The 13525-nt window shown below is 57.5% G+C and carries 15 protein-coding genes, 1 other RNA gene and 1 pseudogene; 5 read left to right on the top strand and 12 right to left on the bottom strand.

Translation table 11 applies throughout. From position 1 onward, the window contains the following. Positions 1 to 41: 41 nt before the first annotated feature. The 7 genes and pseudogenes from CDH48_RS11470 to CDH48_RS11440 form a co-directional block, all read right to left on the bottom strand. Entirely contained in the window at positions 42 to 662 is a 621-nt protein-coding gene (locus CDH48_RS11470) for a tyrosine-type recombinase/integrase (protein WP_157807820.1), read from the bottom strand. Next, a pseudogene (locus CDH48_RS11465) lies at positions 619 to 1605 on the bottom strand (DUF6538 domain-containing protein); the annotation flags it as partial. The pseudogene CDH48_RS11465 and the gene CDH48_RS11470, both read right to left, overlap by 44 nt. A 38-nt stretch (positions 1606 to 1643) precedes the next feature. Continuing rightward, positions 1644 to 1823, bottom strand: a non-coding RNA gene (gene ssrS / locus CDH48_RS11460) — 6S RNA. A gap of 61 nt (positions 1824 to 1884) precedes the next feature. Beyond that, complete coding sequence (locus CDH48_RS11455; protein ID WP_100688882.1) at positions 1885 to 2181, bottom strand: cell division protein ZapA; 297 nt, start codon at positions 2179 to 2181, stop codon at positions 1885 to 1887. Further along, positions 2181 to 2387 carry a TIGR02449 family protein gene (locus CDH48_RS11450; protein WP_100688881.1) on the bottom strand — a complete coding sequence of 69 codons (207 nt, stop codon included), beginning with the start codon at positions 2385 to 2387 and terminating at the stop codon, positions 2181 to 2183. The genes CDH48_RS11455 and CDH48_RS11450 overlap by 1 nt, the downstream gene beginning before the upstream one ends. Positions 2388 to 2510: 123 nt before the next feature. Continuing rightward, positions 2511 to 3785 carry an ABC transporter permease gene (locus CDH48_RS11445; protein WP_100688880.1) on the bottom strand — a complete coding sequence of 425 codons (1275 nt, stop codon included), beginning with the start codon at positions 3783 to 3785 and terminating at the stop codon, positions 2511 to 2513. Continuing rightward, entirely contained in the window at positions 3782 to 4498 is a 717-nt protein-coding gene (locus CDH48_RS11440; protein ID WP_100688879.1) for an ABC transporter ATP-binding protein, read from the bottom strand. Before CDH48_RS11440 ends, CDH48_RS11445 begins: the two co-directional genes overlap by 4 nt. 86 nt (positions 4499 to 4584) lie before the next feature. On the opposite strand from CDH48_RS11440, the gene CDH48_RS11435 reads away from it, so the two are divergent. Then, positions 4585 to 5127 carry a DUF3299 domain-containing protein gene (locus tag CDH48_RS11435; protein ID WP_100688878.1) on the top strand — a complete coding sequence of 181 codons (543 nt, stop codon included), beginning with the start codon at positions 4585 to 4587 and terminating at the stop codon, positions 5125 to 5127. A gap of 2 nt (positions 5128 to 5129) precedes the next feature. Here the strand turns inward: CDH48_RS11435 and CDH48_RS11430 are convergent, their stop codons facing one another. After that, complete coding sequence (locus CDH48_RS11430; RefSeq protein WP_100688877.1) at positions 5130 to 5669, bottom strand: ZrgA family zinc uptake protein; 540 nt, start codon at positions 5667 to 5669, stop codon at positions 5130 to 5132. A gap of 191 nt (positions 5670 to 5860) precedes the next feature. Between CDH48_RS11430 and CDH48_RS11425 the strand changes: the two genes are divergently transcribed. Genes CDH48_RS11425 through CDH48_RS11410 form a run of 4 tightly spaced genes read left to right on the top strand, consistent with a single transcriptional unit; the run spans position 5861 to position 10314 of the window. Continuing rightward, a complete protein-coding gene (locus CDH48_RS11425; protein ID WP_100688876.1) occupies positions 5861 to 6460 on the top strand; it encodes a UPF0149 family protein in 600 nt (199 codons plus the stop codon). A gap of 26 nt (positions 6461 to 6486) precedes the next feature. Then, on the top strand, positions 6487 to 7806 hold the full coding sequence (gene pepP / locus CDH48_RS11420) for a Xaa-Pro aminopeptidase (RefSeq protein WP_100688875.1): 1320 nt from the start codon (positions 6487 to 6489) through the stop codon (positions 7804 to 7806). A 4-nt stretch (positions 7807 to 7810) separates the two neighbouring features. Beyond that, complete coding sequence (gene ubiH / locus CDH48_RS11415; protein WP_100688874.1) at positions 7811 to 9094, top strand: 2-octaprenyl-6-methoxyphenyl hydroxylase; 1284 nt, start codon at positions 7811 to 7813, stop codon at positions 9092 to 9094. Continuing rightward, the gene (locus tag CDH48_RS11410) at positions 9091 to 10314 is read left to right on the top strand and encodes an FAD-dependent monooxygenase (RefSeq protein WP_100688873.1); all 1224 of its coding nucleotides are present in this window, start codon (positions 9091 to 9093) and stop codon (positions 10312 to 10314) included. The genes ubiH and CDH48_RS11410 overlap by 4 nt, the downstream gene beginning before the upstream one ends. A gap of 23 nt (positions 10315 to 10337) precedes the next feature. Here the strand turns inward: CDH48_RS11410 and CDH48_RS11405 are convergent, their stop codons facing one another. From CDH48_RS11405 to CDH48_RS11390, 4 genes are all read right to left on the bottom strand, one after another. After that, a complete protein-coding gene (locus CDH48_RS11405; RefSeq protein ID WP_100688872.1) occupies positions 10338 to 11273 on the bottom strand; it encodes an FAD:protein FMN transferase in 936 nt (311 codons plus the stop codon). Positions 11274 to 11337: 64 nt separating this feature from the next. Then, positions 11338 to 12699 (bottom strand): DUF3570 domain-containing protein, encoded by a 1362-nt coding sequence (locus CDH48_RS11400; RefSeq protein ID WP_100688871.1) that lies wholly within the window; start codon positions 12697 to 12699, stop codon positions 11338 to 11340. Then, the gene (locus tag CDH48_RS11395; protein ID WP_100688870.1) at positions 12690 to 12953 is read right to left on the bottom strand and encodes a DUF4266 domain-containing protein; all 264 of its coding nucleotides are present in this window, start codon (positions 12951 to 12953) and stop codon (positions 12690 to 12692) included. Before CDH48_RS11395 ends, CDH48_RS11400 begins: the two co-directional genes overlap by 10 nt. A 44-nt stretch (positions 12954 to 12997) precedes the next feature. Then, on the bottom strand, positions 12998 to 13519 hold the full coding sequence (locus CDH48_RS11390; RefSeq protein WP_227521059.1) for a TlpA family protein disulfide reductase: 522 nt from the start codon (positions 13517 to 13519) through the stop codon (positions 12998 to 13000). Positions 13520 to 13525: the final 6 nt, after the last annotated feature.

Here is a 13525-nt window from a genome sequence, read left to right as displayed (position 1 = left end):
GACATAACTTCATCCGGCCATAGGTATCTAGTCAGCAACTCCTAGTCTGGAAGGGGCGGCCATACTGTCTCCGCCGATTTAGCCAATGCTTTGAAATCAGAATACTTGGACTGTTGGGAGTTGTTCGCATGGCCGAGATAGGCACCCTGCAGGTCCTGCCTTTTTTCAGCTTCGCGCCACAGTCCAATCACATGATGCCTAAAGCCGTGCGCTGGGCGCACGGTTGGTTTTATTCCGTTTTCTTGTCCAAGTTTCTTCAATTTGCGACTGAATCGGTTGGCTTTGTTCCCGGTTCTGTCCCAGAGACTTGGGAATAGGGGTTCTCGTGCAGGTCTATTGGCGTACTCTGTGAACCCCAGTTCTTTCAAATAAGGGTGAACAGGAACTCTTCGGATGCTGGAATAGTTCTTCACAGTACGACCCATTGAATGGTCTTCACGTATATGCAAAGCCTGCGTATCGCGAACCATAACCAAGTCCTCGCCCAACATCGGAGCAATTTCCCCTAGTCGCGCTCCAGTCAAGTAAAGAGTCAGCATCGCCCAAATTTCATCAATGGTCAGCAACTTGAGGATGTTTTCCGAGGTCAGTAAGGTCTCAATTTCTTCCTTGCCGTATTCAAAAGCTTCTCCCCGATGTTGTGTTTGGGTATTTGGCACCATAGGCATCGGATTGAAGGTGTTGTATTTCGTCTGTAGTTCTTGATCCGCAAACGCAAGAACCGCTGCATGCAACTCGTTTCAGAGCTGCTTTAACCCCGCTGGCGGTTCTGACGGGTAGATTTTCTTCGCTTTCGATGTCTCGCTGGAAATCGAGTGACAGCTGGCGAAATTCTTTTGGTTTTAGACTCGAACGCTGCTCAAAGTTTGGGATGGTCGTATCGGGGAGTTCGCGAAGCACATCTCGAAACGTTAACGCATGCTCTCGCGTCAGCATTGATAGCCGGATGTCTCCAGCGTGCTGAATGAGCTTCAAGAAGTCGCTGCGGTAGGTTGCCACCTTGCCTCGGTCTTTGGGGTTGTCTGAGGCGCTGTAGAGGGCTTCAAATCGATTCCAAATGTCCTTCAGTGTCGGTGTTTCTGTGTTTTCGACGACGGCGCTTTGCAGGTGAGATTCGACAGGGTCGTGCCCTTCGATCAGGAGCGCTTTCTCTGCCAATAAAATGAGTAACTGATGATGCTTCGCACTCTTGTGGTTGAGGGCAATGCCGTGGTGTAGGAGTAGAGAGCGAGCATCCATACCCAGTGCTTTCTCCAGCTTGTTCAAGCTGTTGGCTTGAGGGCAGGAATCTAAATTAAGAACTGACGGTGACTTTCTTGGTCCCCCCGGCAATTGGTTCAGAGAGAGTGGAGATATTGGATCAGTGGAATCGGCACCTGACCTCGCGAGGGAATACCATTCGTCCGCCAGCGTTTGTAGCTGGAGGTCGGTGATTTCCGCAGCACCCAAAAGTTGCACTCTCGCGTTGGCAATTTGTCGCTCAACGCATGCGCTGATCTGGTAATAGCGGCTTCGTGCGGTTACCGGGTCTGCAGTCTGGAAGCTGTATTTGATCTCGCGTTTGCCGAAAAAGGGACGCAACTCTGCTGGGATTACTTTTCGGAAGAAAAGGTTGGAGCTTTCAGGGCAACTCGTTGAAAATAAAGCTTCCCGGGCTGCCGTTATCGGATGTAGCCCTTGAACCCAGAGTTCAAGGTCGGTGGCCGCTGTGACATATTAGGCTTTCCCCTTGCGGGGACATGCTCACAATGCCCTGGAGTAGCCACCTGGGTAAAGCGCATCGGCTCGAGGACGAATCCGACTTGCGAACAGCCCAGGAAGTGGTTCCATTATAGGGCCAGGTCCGGGGCCGATTGCAACACCTATCCGGGAATCTCTCCGGAATCAGTGGTTCGACGGCTCCCCGAGGGCGTTTTCCAACTTGCTGTCCATGGCTTTGAGAAGCGTGCTTGTGGCTTCGGACATGGTGTCCCGCTCGAGCAATTCATGGGTCATGTTCAACGCCGCCATAACCGCGATGCGCTCGGTTCCGAATACCTTCCCGCTGGCGCGGATTTCCCGCATCTTGCTGTCCAGATGCCGGGCGGCCCGCATAAGGGCTTCCTGCTCTTCGACAGGGCAGGCGACCAGGTATTCCTTGTCGAGAATTTTCACCTCAACGGTGGTGGATTGCTTGGACATCAATGGTGCTCCAGCGCCCGAAGGCGACCGATCATGGCTTCGATCTTGTTTTTGGCAAGATCATTTTTCTGCATAAGCTGGGCCCGTTCCCGGTTCCAGTCATCCTGCAACTGCCTGAGATTGGCATTGTCCCGCTCGAGTTTCTGGCAGTGTTCGATCAGCTTGTCCAGCTTGTCCGCTAATGCTTGTACTTCGGACTGTTCCATGACGTGCCCAGCATAGGTTGAAGTTATTGCGACTAACTATAAGTGTGCGGGCCATACTGGTCAATTTACAGGCGTGTCATAACTATCTGCGGGCTGCTATTCAGCGCTGCCGCGAGACATGCATCACGAATCACCGGGGCTTCCAAAGCCTTGTAAGCGGCTCTGGCGCCAGGCGCTGAACGCGGGCAGCAGGGCTACCAGCAGGGCAGCCAGTGGTACGGATGCCAGCAGTGCCCACTCCCCAGGGTTCAGCGGGCGCAATGGCACCTGAATGCCGTAGTTCGTCAGCAGCCAGGGGCCAAGTACTGAAATTCCGAGGGCTCCCAGCAGGACCGAGATCAGGCAAGCGATCACTGCAAGCGCTACACACTCGAGAATGTAGAGGCTGGCGATCAGGCCGGGTGAGGCCCCCGTGGCACGCAGAATCGCTATTTCGTGGGCGCGCTGGGCCTGCAGTGTGAGCAGTACTGCAATCAGCCCGATCAGGCTGGTAACCACCACGAACCCGGTTATGCCGAGCAGTGCCCGTTCAAACTGGCTCATCAGCCGCCACAGTTCACTCAGGGCAACACCGGGCAAAACTGCAGACAGTGGCTCTCCGGTGTACTGATTGAGATCGCGCTGCACACGGAACGTCAGAATTTTGCGTTCCAGCCCGGCGAAAATGGCAGTAATCGCGCTTGGCGTGAAATCCCGGCCTTGCGCCCGTTCCGGCGTCAGGGTGCGGCCAGGAATGGCAACGCCGGACTCCCAGCCCACGTGTATGGCCTCCATCCCTTGCAGGCTGATATAGACGGCCTGGTCAACGGGCGTGCCTGTGGCTTCAAGAATGCCGGTTACTGTGAACGGGGTGTCCTTGTGGTTGGAAAAACTGGTACGCCCGCCGCCATGGGACAGTATGATCTGCTCGTTAATGGTATGGTTCAGGGTTCCGGCAACACCTGCACCCAGTACCACATCAAAAATTCCGTCAAACCACTGACCATGGGCAAGTTTCAGAGGCTGGCCACGGCCAAAACGGAAATACTCGCCAAACCGTCTGTCAGTACCGATAACCCGAAACCCTTTGTAGCTGTCGCCGAGGGAGATGGGAATCAGCCAGTCCATGCGCTTGTCTTTCTCTAGCTCCTGAAAGGTCGACCAGCGGATGTTGTTGGTGGCATCGCCAATGTGAAATACCGTGTACAGCAACAGGTTGAGCTGACCGCTGCGGGCCCCGATAATCAGGTCAGTATCGCTGATGGTGCTGGTGAAGGAGTGTTTGACCTCTGTGCGCAGATACTGGATGCCGAGCAGCAGGGTTACACTCAGGGTGAGGGTAAGGCACACCAGCGCCAGCACCTTGCGCCTGTGCCAGAGGCTGGCGGTTGCCAGGGACAGTGCGAGACGCGCCTTCATGCCGGTACCTGCCCGAGTGCAATCTGATGATGAAAGTGTCGGGCCAGAGCGCGGTCGTGGCTGACGAACAGAACGGACGTATGGCGTTCTTCAGCCATAGTCAGCAGAAGGTCGATAAACCGGTCACGGTTATCACTGTCAAGCGCCGATGTAGGCTCGTCTGCGAGGATAATTTCCGGGGCGCCGATCAGTGCCCTTGCAGCAGCAATGCGTTGTTGCTGGCCAATGCTCAGTTGGGTGACCTTGCGTTGCCACTGGCTTTCGGGAATGGCGAGAGCCGTGAGCAAGCGTCGGGCCGCCAGCACCGGTGTTGGCTCCGCAGCGGCTTTGCGGATTGACGAGAGCCTGCAGGGCAGAATCACGTTGGCCTCGGCTGTGAGGTAAGGCACCAGGTTGAACTGTTGAAATATCACTCCGATATGATCCGCCCGGAAGCGGTCGCGTTTGCATGCGGAAAGCTGGCGGATACCGGTACCCAGCAACCGGATTGTGCCGGTGGCTGGCGGCAGCATGCCCGCCAGCAGGCTGAGGAATGTGCTCTTACCCGTGCCGCTCGGGCCATGAAGAAAAAGGTGTTCCCCCCGTGGCAGACTCACATCCGGAAAAACGAGCGCAGGCTGGTCGCTGCCCCAGCGAAAGCTGAGGCTTTCTACTTCAAGCGCCGCGGGTGCACCTTGCGAGCTATTTGCGCGGGGTTCTGACGGGTTGTTCATGTCGGTCCTGATCTGCTCCGTGTATTATATGTTGCTTGCAATCGCTGGCGTGTGGCCGGTGGTTGGCTTGCCGGAGAACTTTGCTGATGATCCACTTTTTACGCGGCCCTGCCAGGGCAGTTTTTCCCGCGTTGCTGTTTGTTCTGTCAAGCGTGTCTTTTTTTGCGCATTCCGAACCGGGCACAAACCTGAACAGGGAACAGCGCGAAATCGACTGGCTGGAACTGATGCCCGCCGAGGATCTGGCGTTGCTGGAAAATATGCCAGAACTGGAGCATGAGGGCGATGGCCCACCCTTGCTGCCTGATGAGATCATGACCGGGCGCGTTGTTCCCAAAATGAGCAACATCGAAGGCCGGATCCCTGGTTTTGTTGTGCCCCTCAAAACAACCAAAGACATGCGCATACTGGAGTTTTTCCTGGTGCCCTATTACGGCGCCTGCATCCATGTGCCTCCACCGCCGCCCAACCAGATCATTCACATCAAGTACAACAAGGGGTTCAAGCTCGAGGCCCTGTACGATCCGGTCTGGGTGGAAGGCACCCTTGTTATCGATCGCACGGAAACCGATCTGGGTACCTCCTCCTACTCTATGGTCGCGACAGCGGTTGAAGCCTATGACGAATAGCCTCAGCGCCCGAGTCTGAACGAGTTCTCGCCATGGGCCAGGCGGGTTGCACCTTGTCCGCCGGGGCCCGCCCAGGCGATGTCGAGATGTTCCAGGCCGGGAAAGCGAGTAGTGAGTTGCGTTGTCAGAACCACAGTCTTTTCCAGCCCGGGGCAAATCAGAATCTGGGTGACTTCAATATCGGCATGTTGCCCCTCATTGGCGTGGTCGTCGCCGTGAGGGGAGCCACCTGCAATCTCATGCTGAACCGTGCTGCCGTATACGGTGCAGGTTGATCCCGGTGTGTTGATCAACGGAGTCTCTTCCAGCCAATCGGTCAGGGTGTCTGCAGCCTGTTTTTGCTCCGGCGTACGCGGGTGATGTTCGAACCCAAGCATGTTTCCTGCGGGTGAAATCAGCAGCAAATCAACTTCATCGCCATTGAAGGCAAGTTGCAATTCGGCGTGCCCGTGCTGATGTGAACCGGGGTTGTCTGCTGCCATTGCGGGCGTACCGAGAAGTACCGCAACCATGGCGAAAGCCGGGCGTTTTATAAGAGGCATCAGGTTGTCCTTAAACGGGTAATGATATGTTATAACATATTCTTATTATATCCCGTGAAAATCAACAGGGCGCTCCCCTTTACCTCGGGCGACGGCTTTGGGAATTTGTTGAGAGTGTCTCAAGAGTGTCTTGAACGCGCCTGAATGCTAGGATAGACGCCTAACTCCACAACACAGGAATGTCTTGGTTCATGTCAGAAACCGACACTGCCAGTGCGGCCTATGCCGCTGAATTTGAACGCTGGGCCAACGTTTTCGCCACCCATAAAGCGTTCAGCCATCCTTCCGAACTTCACGGAGCTCTTTGTGGTCGTTTAGCGGCCGGTTCACGCATTGACGAGGATGAGTGGCTGGCGATGGTATGCGAGCACATGGGGTTGCCTGAAAGCGCAGCCGGAGAATCCGATGAGCTGTCTGGCTTTATGAAAGAAGCTTACGAGCAAACGCTGGTGTTTCTGAAGTCCGCTGATATGAGCTTTCACCCTCTGTTGCCCGATGACGACTATGCGCTCGATCAGCGCCTCGAAGCACTGGTGGCCTGGGTGCGGGGTTTTCTGGAGGGTATGGCCATGTCTGCCGGGGAGTCTCTGGGGGAGGCGCCAGATGAAATCCGCGAACTGATCGAAGATATGGTGGCCATCAGCCAGGTTTCGGAAGATCAGGAGTCGGATCAGGAAAGTGAACAGCAACTGGTGGAAATAACGGAATACATCCGGCTCGGGGCCCTGGCCGTATTCACGGAATTCAATCCCCCGGAAAAGCCGGCGCCACAAGCGCCAACGCTGCACTGAGAATGCCACACAAAGCGGGAGAAGCTATGCCGTCCATTATACCCGTCAAGGAATTTGCCGAGCGCCGTCGCAAGCTTATGGAGCGGATGGCGCCGGACAGTATTGCCATTATTCCGGCTGCTCCGGAGCGTGTCCGTAACCGGGATGTGCTGCATCCGTTTCGCCAGGACAGTGATTTCCAGTATTTGACCGGCTTTGGTGAACCTGAGGCGGTGCTGGCCCTGATTCCCGGCCGTGAGCATGGCGAGTCGGTGCTGTTTTGCAAAGAAAGAAACCCTGAAAAGGAACTCTGGGATGGATTTCTGGTGGGGCCCGAGGGCGCGATAGAAGGTTACGGCCTGGACGATGCGTTCCCGGTGGCGGATATCGATGAGATTCTGCCGGGGATGATCGAAGGTCGCAGCCGGGTGTATTACCCGCTGGGCAAGGATCAGGGTTTTGATACCCGGGTGATGGACTGGGTGAAGGTTATCCGCAGCAAGGTCAAAAGCGGTGCCCATCCACCAGGGGAGTTTGTGGCGCTGGAGCATCTTCTGCACGACCTCAGGCTTTACAAAAGTGCTAATGAAATCAAGGCTATGGCCAGGGCAGGGCAGATCAGTGCCGAAGCCCACTGCCGTGCCATGAAGCGCGCCCGCAAGGGTGGTTACGAATACAACCTTGAGGCCGAGCTGATTCATACGTTTATGGATAACGGTGCCCGCTCCACGGCCTATCCATCCATTGTCGGTGCTGGCGCCAATGGCTGTATCCTGCATTACATTGAGAACACTGCACCCCTGAAAGAGGGTGATCTGGTGCTGATCGATGCGGGCTGTGAGGTGGAATGCTATGCCTCGGACATTACCCGCACCTTCCCGGTCAGCGGCAGGTTCAGCCCGGAGCAACGGGCACTCTATGAAGTGGTTCTGGCCGCTCAGTACGCGGCCATAGAGGCGGTTCGTCCCGGCAATCACTGGAATCATCCCCACGAAGCGGCACTGGAAGTACTGACGGGCGGTTTGATTGAATTGGGCCTGTTGTCGGGTACGGTTGATGATGCCGTTGCCAGCGAAGCCTTCAAGCCCTTCTTCATGCACCGCACCGGTCACTGGCTCGGTCTGGATGTGCACGATGTGGGCGACTACAAAATAGGCGATGCCTGGCGTCTGCTGGAGCCGGGCATGGCGCTGACGGTTGAGCCAGGCCTGTATATCGCACCGGGTAACACCGATGTGGATGAAAAATGGCGTGGCATCGGTATCCGTATTGAAGACGATGTAGTGGTTACCAGAGAAGGGTGCCGGGTGCTGACCAGCGGTGTGCCCAAGACCATTGACGACATTGAAGCCCTGATGGCGGATTAACCCTGTGACACACTCCGATACCTCAGATACCTGCGATACCGATGTAATCATTGCCGGTGGCGGGCTTGCCGGAGCCACACTGGCCCTGGCGCTTGCCAGGGCTGTGCCAGGCCTGAGAGTTACGGTGGCAGAGGTTTTTCCGCTGTCTGCCGATGCCCTGCCGGCATCCTACCAGCCCAGTTATGATGCCCGCTCCACCGCGCTGGCCTGGGGTTCCCGGATGATTTTTGAAGAGCTCGGGTTGTGGCAACGGTTATCAGAGCATGCAACGCCTATCAAGCGCATTCATGTGTCTGACCGGGGCCGGTTCGGCGCTACCCGCCTGGATGCCAGTACATTCAGACAGCAGGCTCTCGGCTATGTGGTGGATAATCGCTGGATGGGCCTGTGCCTGATGCGGGAGTTGCTGGCAACCGACGTACAATGGCAGGCACCGGCTGAGATCGTCGATATGACGCCCTCCGAACAGGGCGTGAGCGTTAACCTGAAGACCGGCGATGCCATCAGCACCCTGAAGGCACACTGCCTGATTGTTGCCGACGGTGGCCGATCCGGTCTGCGGGAAAAACTCGGCTTCCAGCCTGACCACCATGGCTACAATCAGAACGCGCTGATTGCCAACGTGACCACCAGTGACAGCCATGGGTTCACCGCATTTGAACGTTTTACCGATGCCGGCCCCATGGCACTCTTGCCCCATGGTTCACCTTCCCGCGCAGGCCACCAGTCCGCCTTGGTATGGACGCTGAACGATCAGGAGCTTGAAGAGGTCCTGGCCATGCCGGACAGCGACAAATGCCGGCGACTTCAGGATCGCTTCGGTTGGCGCCTGGGCCGGTTTACCCGCATAGGTGAATGCAACCACTACCCGCTGACCCTGACCACCGTGGATGAGCCGGTAAGGCCGGGTGTGGCGCTTGTGGGTAATGCGGCACATGCTCTGCACCCGGTTGCCGGGCAGGGCTTCAATCTGGCGCTGCGGGGGTTGATGACGCTGGTGGAGCAGTTCCGTCTGGCGGCTGAACAGGGCCGCTCACCGGGAGACTTTCAGATTTTGCGCCGCTATCAGGCGCTGCATCGCCCGGATTGGCAGCAAACTGTGCAGTTCTCGGATTCACTGATCCGCATTTTCGGGCACTCACTGGCACCGGTAGCCGCGGCGCGGGACGCCGGGCTGGTGGGCCTGGATCTGCTGCCCGGTGCCAAGCGCCTGTTTGCGCGCAAAGCCATGGGCACCGGCGGGCGTCGTGCGGTTATCAATGGGCCTGCAACGAGCGATAAGGAATGAGCGATACCAGGGTGTTCGATATTCTTGTAGTGGGCGGCGGCATGACAGGCACTGCCCTGGCCCTTGGCTTGTCCCGACAGGGTTGGCAGGTTGGCCTGGTAGAAGGCGGTGATCGTGCCACTCTGCTGCAAGCGCCCGCAGCGGTTGAAACCGTGGCGGATTTCGAACCCCGTGTCAGCGCTATCTCCTTGGCAAGCCAGCAGTTGCTGGAATCCCTGGGTGCCTGGCAGGGGGTTGCCAGGGGGCGTCACTGCCCATACCAGGGCATGACCGTTTGGGACGGTGACGGCACCGGGCGCATCCACTTTGATGCGGCCGAACTGCAGGCTCGAGCCCTTGGTACCATCGTAGAAAACCGTAGCCTGGTTCGGGCGCTGTTCGGGATCGTGGAAACCAGCGAGGTGGAATTGATTGATGGTGTGCAGGTTACCGGTTGTGCCGGGGATGGCGACCAGCGCAGCATCGAGCTTGCCGATGGCCGCAAACTCGGTGCCCGCCTTTTAATTGCCGCCGATGGCGCCAACTCTCGCCTGCGCCAGTGGGTGGGGCTGCCTACCCGTGAATGGGATTACGACCAGCAGGCCATCGTGTGCACCGTGCGCACGGCCCAAAGCCACCGGTACACTGCCTGGCAGCGGTTCTCGCAAACCGGCCCCCTGGCGTTTTTGCCGCTGGCAACGGAAAGCGGAGACGAGCATTTCTGCTCCATTGTCTGGTCCCAGGACACCGAAGAAGCGCGCCGCCTGATGGCTCTGGATGATGCCACCTTTACGGCAGAGCTTGAACAGGCGATCGAAAGAGAACTTGGCACTATTGAAGCGGTGTCCAGGCGCTTTGCCTTCCCGCTGCGGCAACGCCATGCCAAAGACTATATCGCACCCGGTTTTGCGCTGGTGGGGGACGCTGCCCACACCATTCACCCTCTTGCGGGCCAGGGCGCCAATCTCGGGTACGGCGATGTCCGGGTGTTGCTTGAAGAGCTGGCTAGCGCCAGGAGCAGCGGTTTGAACCCGGCTCATGAGCTGGTTCTGGCGCGCTATCAGCGGCGCCGCAAAGGCGAGAACCTGGCCATGATGTTGGCTATGGAGGGCTTCAAACAGCTGTTTGGCCGTGATGAGCTGCCACTGAGGTGGCTGAGAAATACCGGCATGCGCTGGCTTGACGGGCTGGCGCCGGTAAAAAGCCGGATTGCTGCTGAAGCCATGGGGTTGAGAGGCTAAGCGGTCAAGAGGGGTTAAAAGGCTTAGCGCTGTACCCAGAACTGGACATCCTGCTGTTCAAGAAACCGCTCTGCCTCTGCGCCCTGGAGCATGGCGAAAGTTGCCAGCATACCGGCCAAGGTGCAGGTTGGAGCCGCGACCGTGACGCTATGGGGGGCGTCCGGCACCGGCCAGCCCGTGTGTGGGTCGAGAATGTGACTGTAGCGAACGCCGTTCTTCAGCAGGTACCTGCGGCTGTCGCCGCTGGTTGCCAGAGCGCCGCCGTGCAGCGACAAAGTTTCGCTGCTGTCCGACAGCTTCTGGTGATCTTCCATCCCCACTATCCACGCTTTGCCATTGGTTCTGGGCCCGCTGCAGGCCAGGTCACCGCCAAAATTCACCAGAACGGATCCGCCTTCCGGCAGCGATCGTTTGAGGCCCAGTAATACACGGTCTACCGCGTACTCCTTGCCGATACCTCCGAAATCAATTTCCATTCCTGCGGGCAGGGTCAGTTGCGGGCCCTGCCAGGAAAGCCTGTTCCAGCCCACCAGTTTTAGCAGGGCGCTGGTGTGTTCATGTTCAGGAAGGTTGTCACTGCCATCAAAGCGCCATGCCCGGCGCAGCACCCCGGACGTGATATCGAAGCGACCGTCACTGAGATCATGGCACTGGGCGGCGTAGTCCAGCATCAGCGCCATTTCCTCATCCACGGTAACCGGTTCGCCCCTGCTTCGGTTAATCCGGTCAACGGGGTTGCCGGAAACGTAGCGTGAGAACTTTTGTTCCAGACGCCAGGCTTCCTTGGCGGCATAGGCGAGCGCCCGTTCGGCGTATTCGCGAGTTACGCCATCCGCCAGGATCTCGCAGGGGCTGGCCATAGCTTCAAAGCGGCCTTGCCAGGAGGACTGGCCGCCGAGAAGCCGGGGCAGCGGATGTCCGGCAGGGTTGTCTTCAGCACTGACGGCAATCGTGTTCATGGCGTCCTCAGGCACCCCGCCAACAGAACAGTCTGGCGGAGCACACCGGGTAAATCAGGTGTTGTCAGAAACTATAGCTGAGCTGAAGCCACATGGCATTGGTATCCGGGTACAGATCCTGGCTGGCCAGGCTGCCAAAACCCTGGTCACCGTCGTTGGTCTGGGTCAGATATTCCGCCCGCACTGCCAGCTCGCGATCGTCGTCAAAGCGATAGCCCCATTTTGCACCAAAGGTCAGGCCGGTCATCTCACCCAGCCGGTAATCTGCGCTGGCTTCCGTCATAACCGGTGCGCCGGCATTGTACTCGCTGGCAGTGAGGTAGCGCTTGTAGAAGTCTGCTTCGGATTGCAGGTAGTAACGGACGTGGGGCTCCAGGTAGCTCTTGCCCAGCCGCCACCGGTATTTCAGGTCAAGAGTATGGGAGGTAATGCCCCAGTCGTCGATCATGAACCGGTAGGAACCATCCACGATATCCCCGTTGCCGAGCATGTATTTGGTTTGCCAGTACAGCGATTGCTTCAGCCGGGTGTCGGGCCGTTGCTCATAGAGGTACACCGGATTGCCGTCGTCGCCTATCAGGTTCCCGCCATAATTGGCACCGCTGGCGTCATCAATCACGCTGAGAATTTTATAGGGGTCCGTGAGGTAACCGCTGGAGTAGCTGAGGCCATAAGTAAACTGCATCAGCATTTGGCGGTTGATCACCTGAGTGACGCCGAACAGGGCATCAATCACCGTTTTGCTGTCATCGCTTTCGCGGGTTGCGGCAAACTCCTGGTCGAAATCGGCCTGGCTTTTGTTGTTGCTCAGCGGCATCCGTGACAGCCCCACGGGGGCGCCCCCCACAGGGTCCACCAGATCCAACCCCAGAGACAGCCCACCGGTTAATGTGGTGTTCTTGTTGTCAAGATAGCGGGACAGGGTGCCGTTTACCGCGGTGGAAATGTAGTCGTATTCTCTGGAGCCGTAGGCACCCAGGCTGTAGGCGTAATCCCGGTTAATCGGGGCTTCCCAATTGGTGGAAATGGCAACCCGGGTATCTTTGAACGTGTCATCCAGAGGCGCCTCTCGGGGTGCGATCTGGTAGCTGCCATTACCGGAGGGAGTGGTGAAGGTTTGCGGCAGTTCACTGGGCGTCGCACCGGAAGGCGATGCGCCGGTAAGGGTATCGGCAACCAGCTTCAGGTTCAGTTTGCGTTCACCATCGAAGTTACGGGTGGCACTGATAACCGGCTCTGCGGCCTGAACCCGGTCATCGGCTTCGGAATACACCAGCAGAGCGGTTTCCACATCCCACTCTCCGGGCTGCCCCTTGGCCAGACTGCCTGTTGCCTGCACCCCAAGCAGGGCGCAGGTGGCTGCGGCCAGGGCACGGCCCACCGGTCGGCTTTTGCTACTACTGTTGCTGTTATTATTCAGTTGCATCCGCAGCCACCTCCACCAAAACCGCGCCCGCCACTGGACGCTTCCTTGCTGAAATAAATGTGATCATCCAGGCCGGCGTCGACACCGGAAACCGTTAACTGCATGTCCGGGTCTGCAAGGAGGTCCCGTTCCCAGGGCTTTACTCCCAGATTGCTGCAGCCGGCTGTAAGTACTGTTGCAGTGAGAAATGTGGCAAGTGTCAGAGCATTTCGGGTTTGTCTGCGGGAGCGGTAAAACAAGTGGCTATCGGGCATTTTCTGGTCCTCGTATCCGGTTCAGCGTAGTCAAGGGCTCAGGGTCAGTTCCGGGCGCGCAGGAGGCTTTGAATCTCTGCCTCATAGGAATCTTTCCGGTCATTATGGAAACCAATGTGCTGGCTGTGGATATCACCATTTCGATCAATAAGATAAGCACTTGGCATGCCCATAACGTTATACGCCTCTGGGGTTTTGCCTTCGGGATCGTAGGCGATGGTAAAAGCCGCCGGCACCTGGCTCAGAAACTTTGCAGCGGCTTCCGCTTTCTGATCGACATTGATGGCCACTACCTCAAAACCCTGGCTCCCGTATTTGGCCTGCATCTCGTTCATCCAGGGGAAGGATTGGCGGCAGGGGCCGCACCAGGAGGCCCAGAAATCCAGTAGCACAACTTTGCCGCGAAGTTCCGACAGGCTGACCTTGCCGTCTCTTGTTGGCAGATTCACGTCGGGTGCGGGTTCTGTGTCCAGGGCAAAGGCAGACATGCTGACGAGAGCTGTGCAGAAAAGTGCCGCGACCATGACAGCGACCTTGCGAAAAACGAGTGTTGCAAAAAGACCCATGGGCAA

This window comes from Marinobacter aromaticivorans, from assembly GCF_002806975.1.
Taxonomy (GTDB): Bacteria; Pseudomonadota; Gammaproteobacteria; order Pseudomonadales; family Oleiphilaceae; genus Marinobacter; species Marinobacter aromaticivorans.
Note: the sequence above shows the minus strand (reverse complement) of the source record. Positions and strands in the feature narration are given on the sequence as shown.

Excerpts from the sequence above, each read along its gene's own strand:
- CDH48_RS11455 (WP_100688882.1), bottom strand. The coding sequence starts at position 2,181 with ATGTCCAAGCAATCCACCACCGTTGAGGTGAAAATTCTCGACAAGGAA.
- CDH48_RS11395 (WP_100688870.1), bottom strand. The coding sequence starts at position 12,953 with ATGCCCGATAGCCACTTGTTTTACCGCTCCCGCAGACAAACCCGAAAT.
- pepP (WP_100688875.1), top strand. The coding sequence starts at position 6,487 with ATGCCGTCCATTATACCCGTCAAGGAATTTGCCGAGCGCCGTCGCAAG.
- CDH48_RS11435 (WP_100688878.1), top strand. The coding sequence starts at position 4,585 with ATGATCCACTTTTTACGCGGCCCTGCCAGGGCAGTTTTTCCCGCGTTG.
- CDH48_RS11450 (WP_100688881.1), bottom strand. The coding sequence starts at position 2,387 with ATGGAACAGTCCGAAGTACAAGCATTAGCGGACAAGCTGGACAAGCTG.
- CDH48_RS11430 (WP_100688877.1), bottom strand. The coding sequence starts at position 5,669 with ATGCCTCTTATAAAACGCCCGGCTTTCGCCATGGTTGCGGTACTTCTC.
- CDH48_RS11425 (WP_100688876.1), top strand. The coding sequence starts at position 5,861 with ATGTCAGAAACCGACACTGCCAGTGCGGCCTATGCCGCTGAATTTGAA.
- CDH48_RS11410 (WP_100688873.1), top strand. The coding sequence starts at position 9,091 with ATGAGCGATACCAGGGTGTTCGATATTCTTGTAGTGGGCGGCGGCATG.
- CDH48_RS11440 (WP_100688879.1), bottom strand. The coding sequence starts at position 4,498 with ATGAACAACCCGTCAGAACCCCGCGCAAATAGCTCGCAAGGTGCACCC.
- CDH48_RS11390 (WP_227521059.1), bottom strand. The coding sequence starts at position 13,519 with ATGGGTCTTTTTGCAACACTCGTTTTTCGCAAGGTCGCTGTCATGGTC.
- CDH48_RS11470 (WP_157807820.1), bottom strand. The coding sequence starts at position 662 with ATGGTGCCAAATACCCAAACACAACATCGGGGAGAAGCTTTTGAATAC.
- CDH48_RS11405 (WP_100688872.1), bottom strand. The coding sequence starts at position 11,273 with ATGAACACGATTGCCGTCAGTGCTGAAGACAACCCTGCCGGACATCCG.
- CDH48_RS11400 (WP_100688871.1), bottom strand. The coding sequence starts at position 12,699 with ATGCAACTGAATAATAACAGCAACAGTAGTAGCAAAAGCCGACCGGTG.
- CDH48_RS11445 (WP_100688880.1), bottom strand. The coding sequence starts at position 3,785 with ATGAAGGCGCGTCTCGCACTGTCCCTGGCAACCGCCAGCCTCTGGCAC.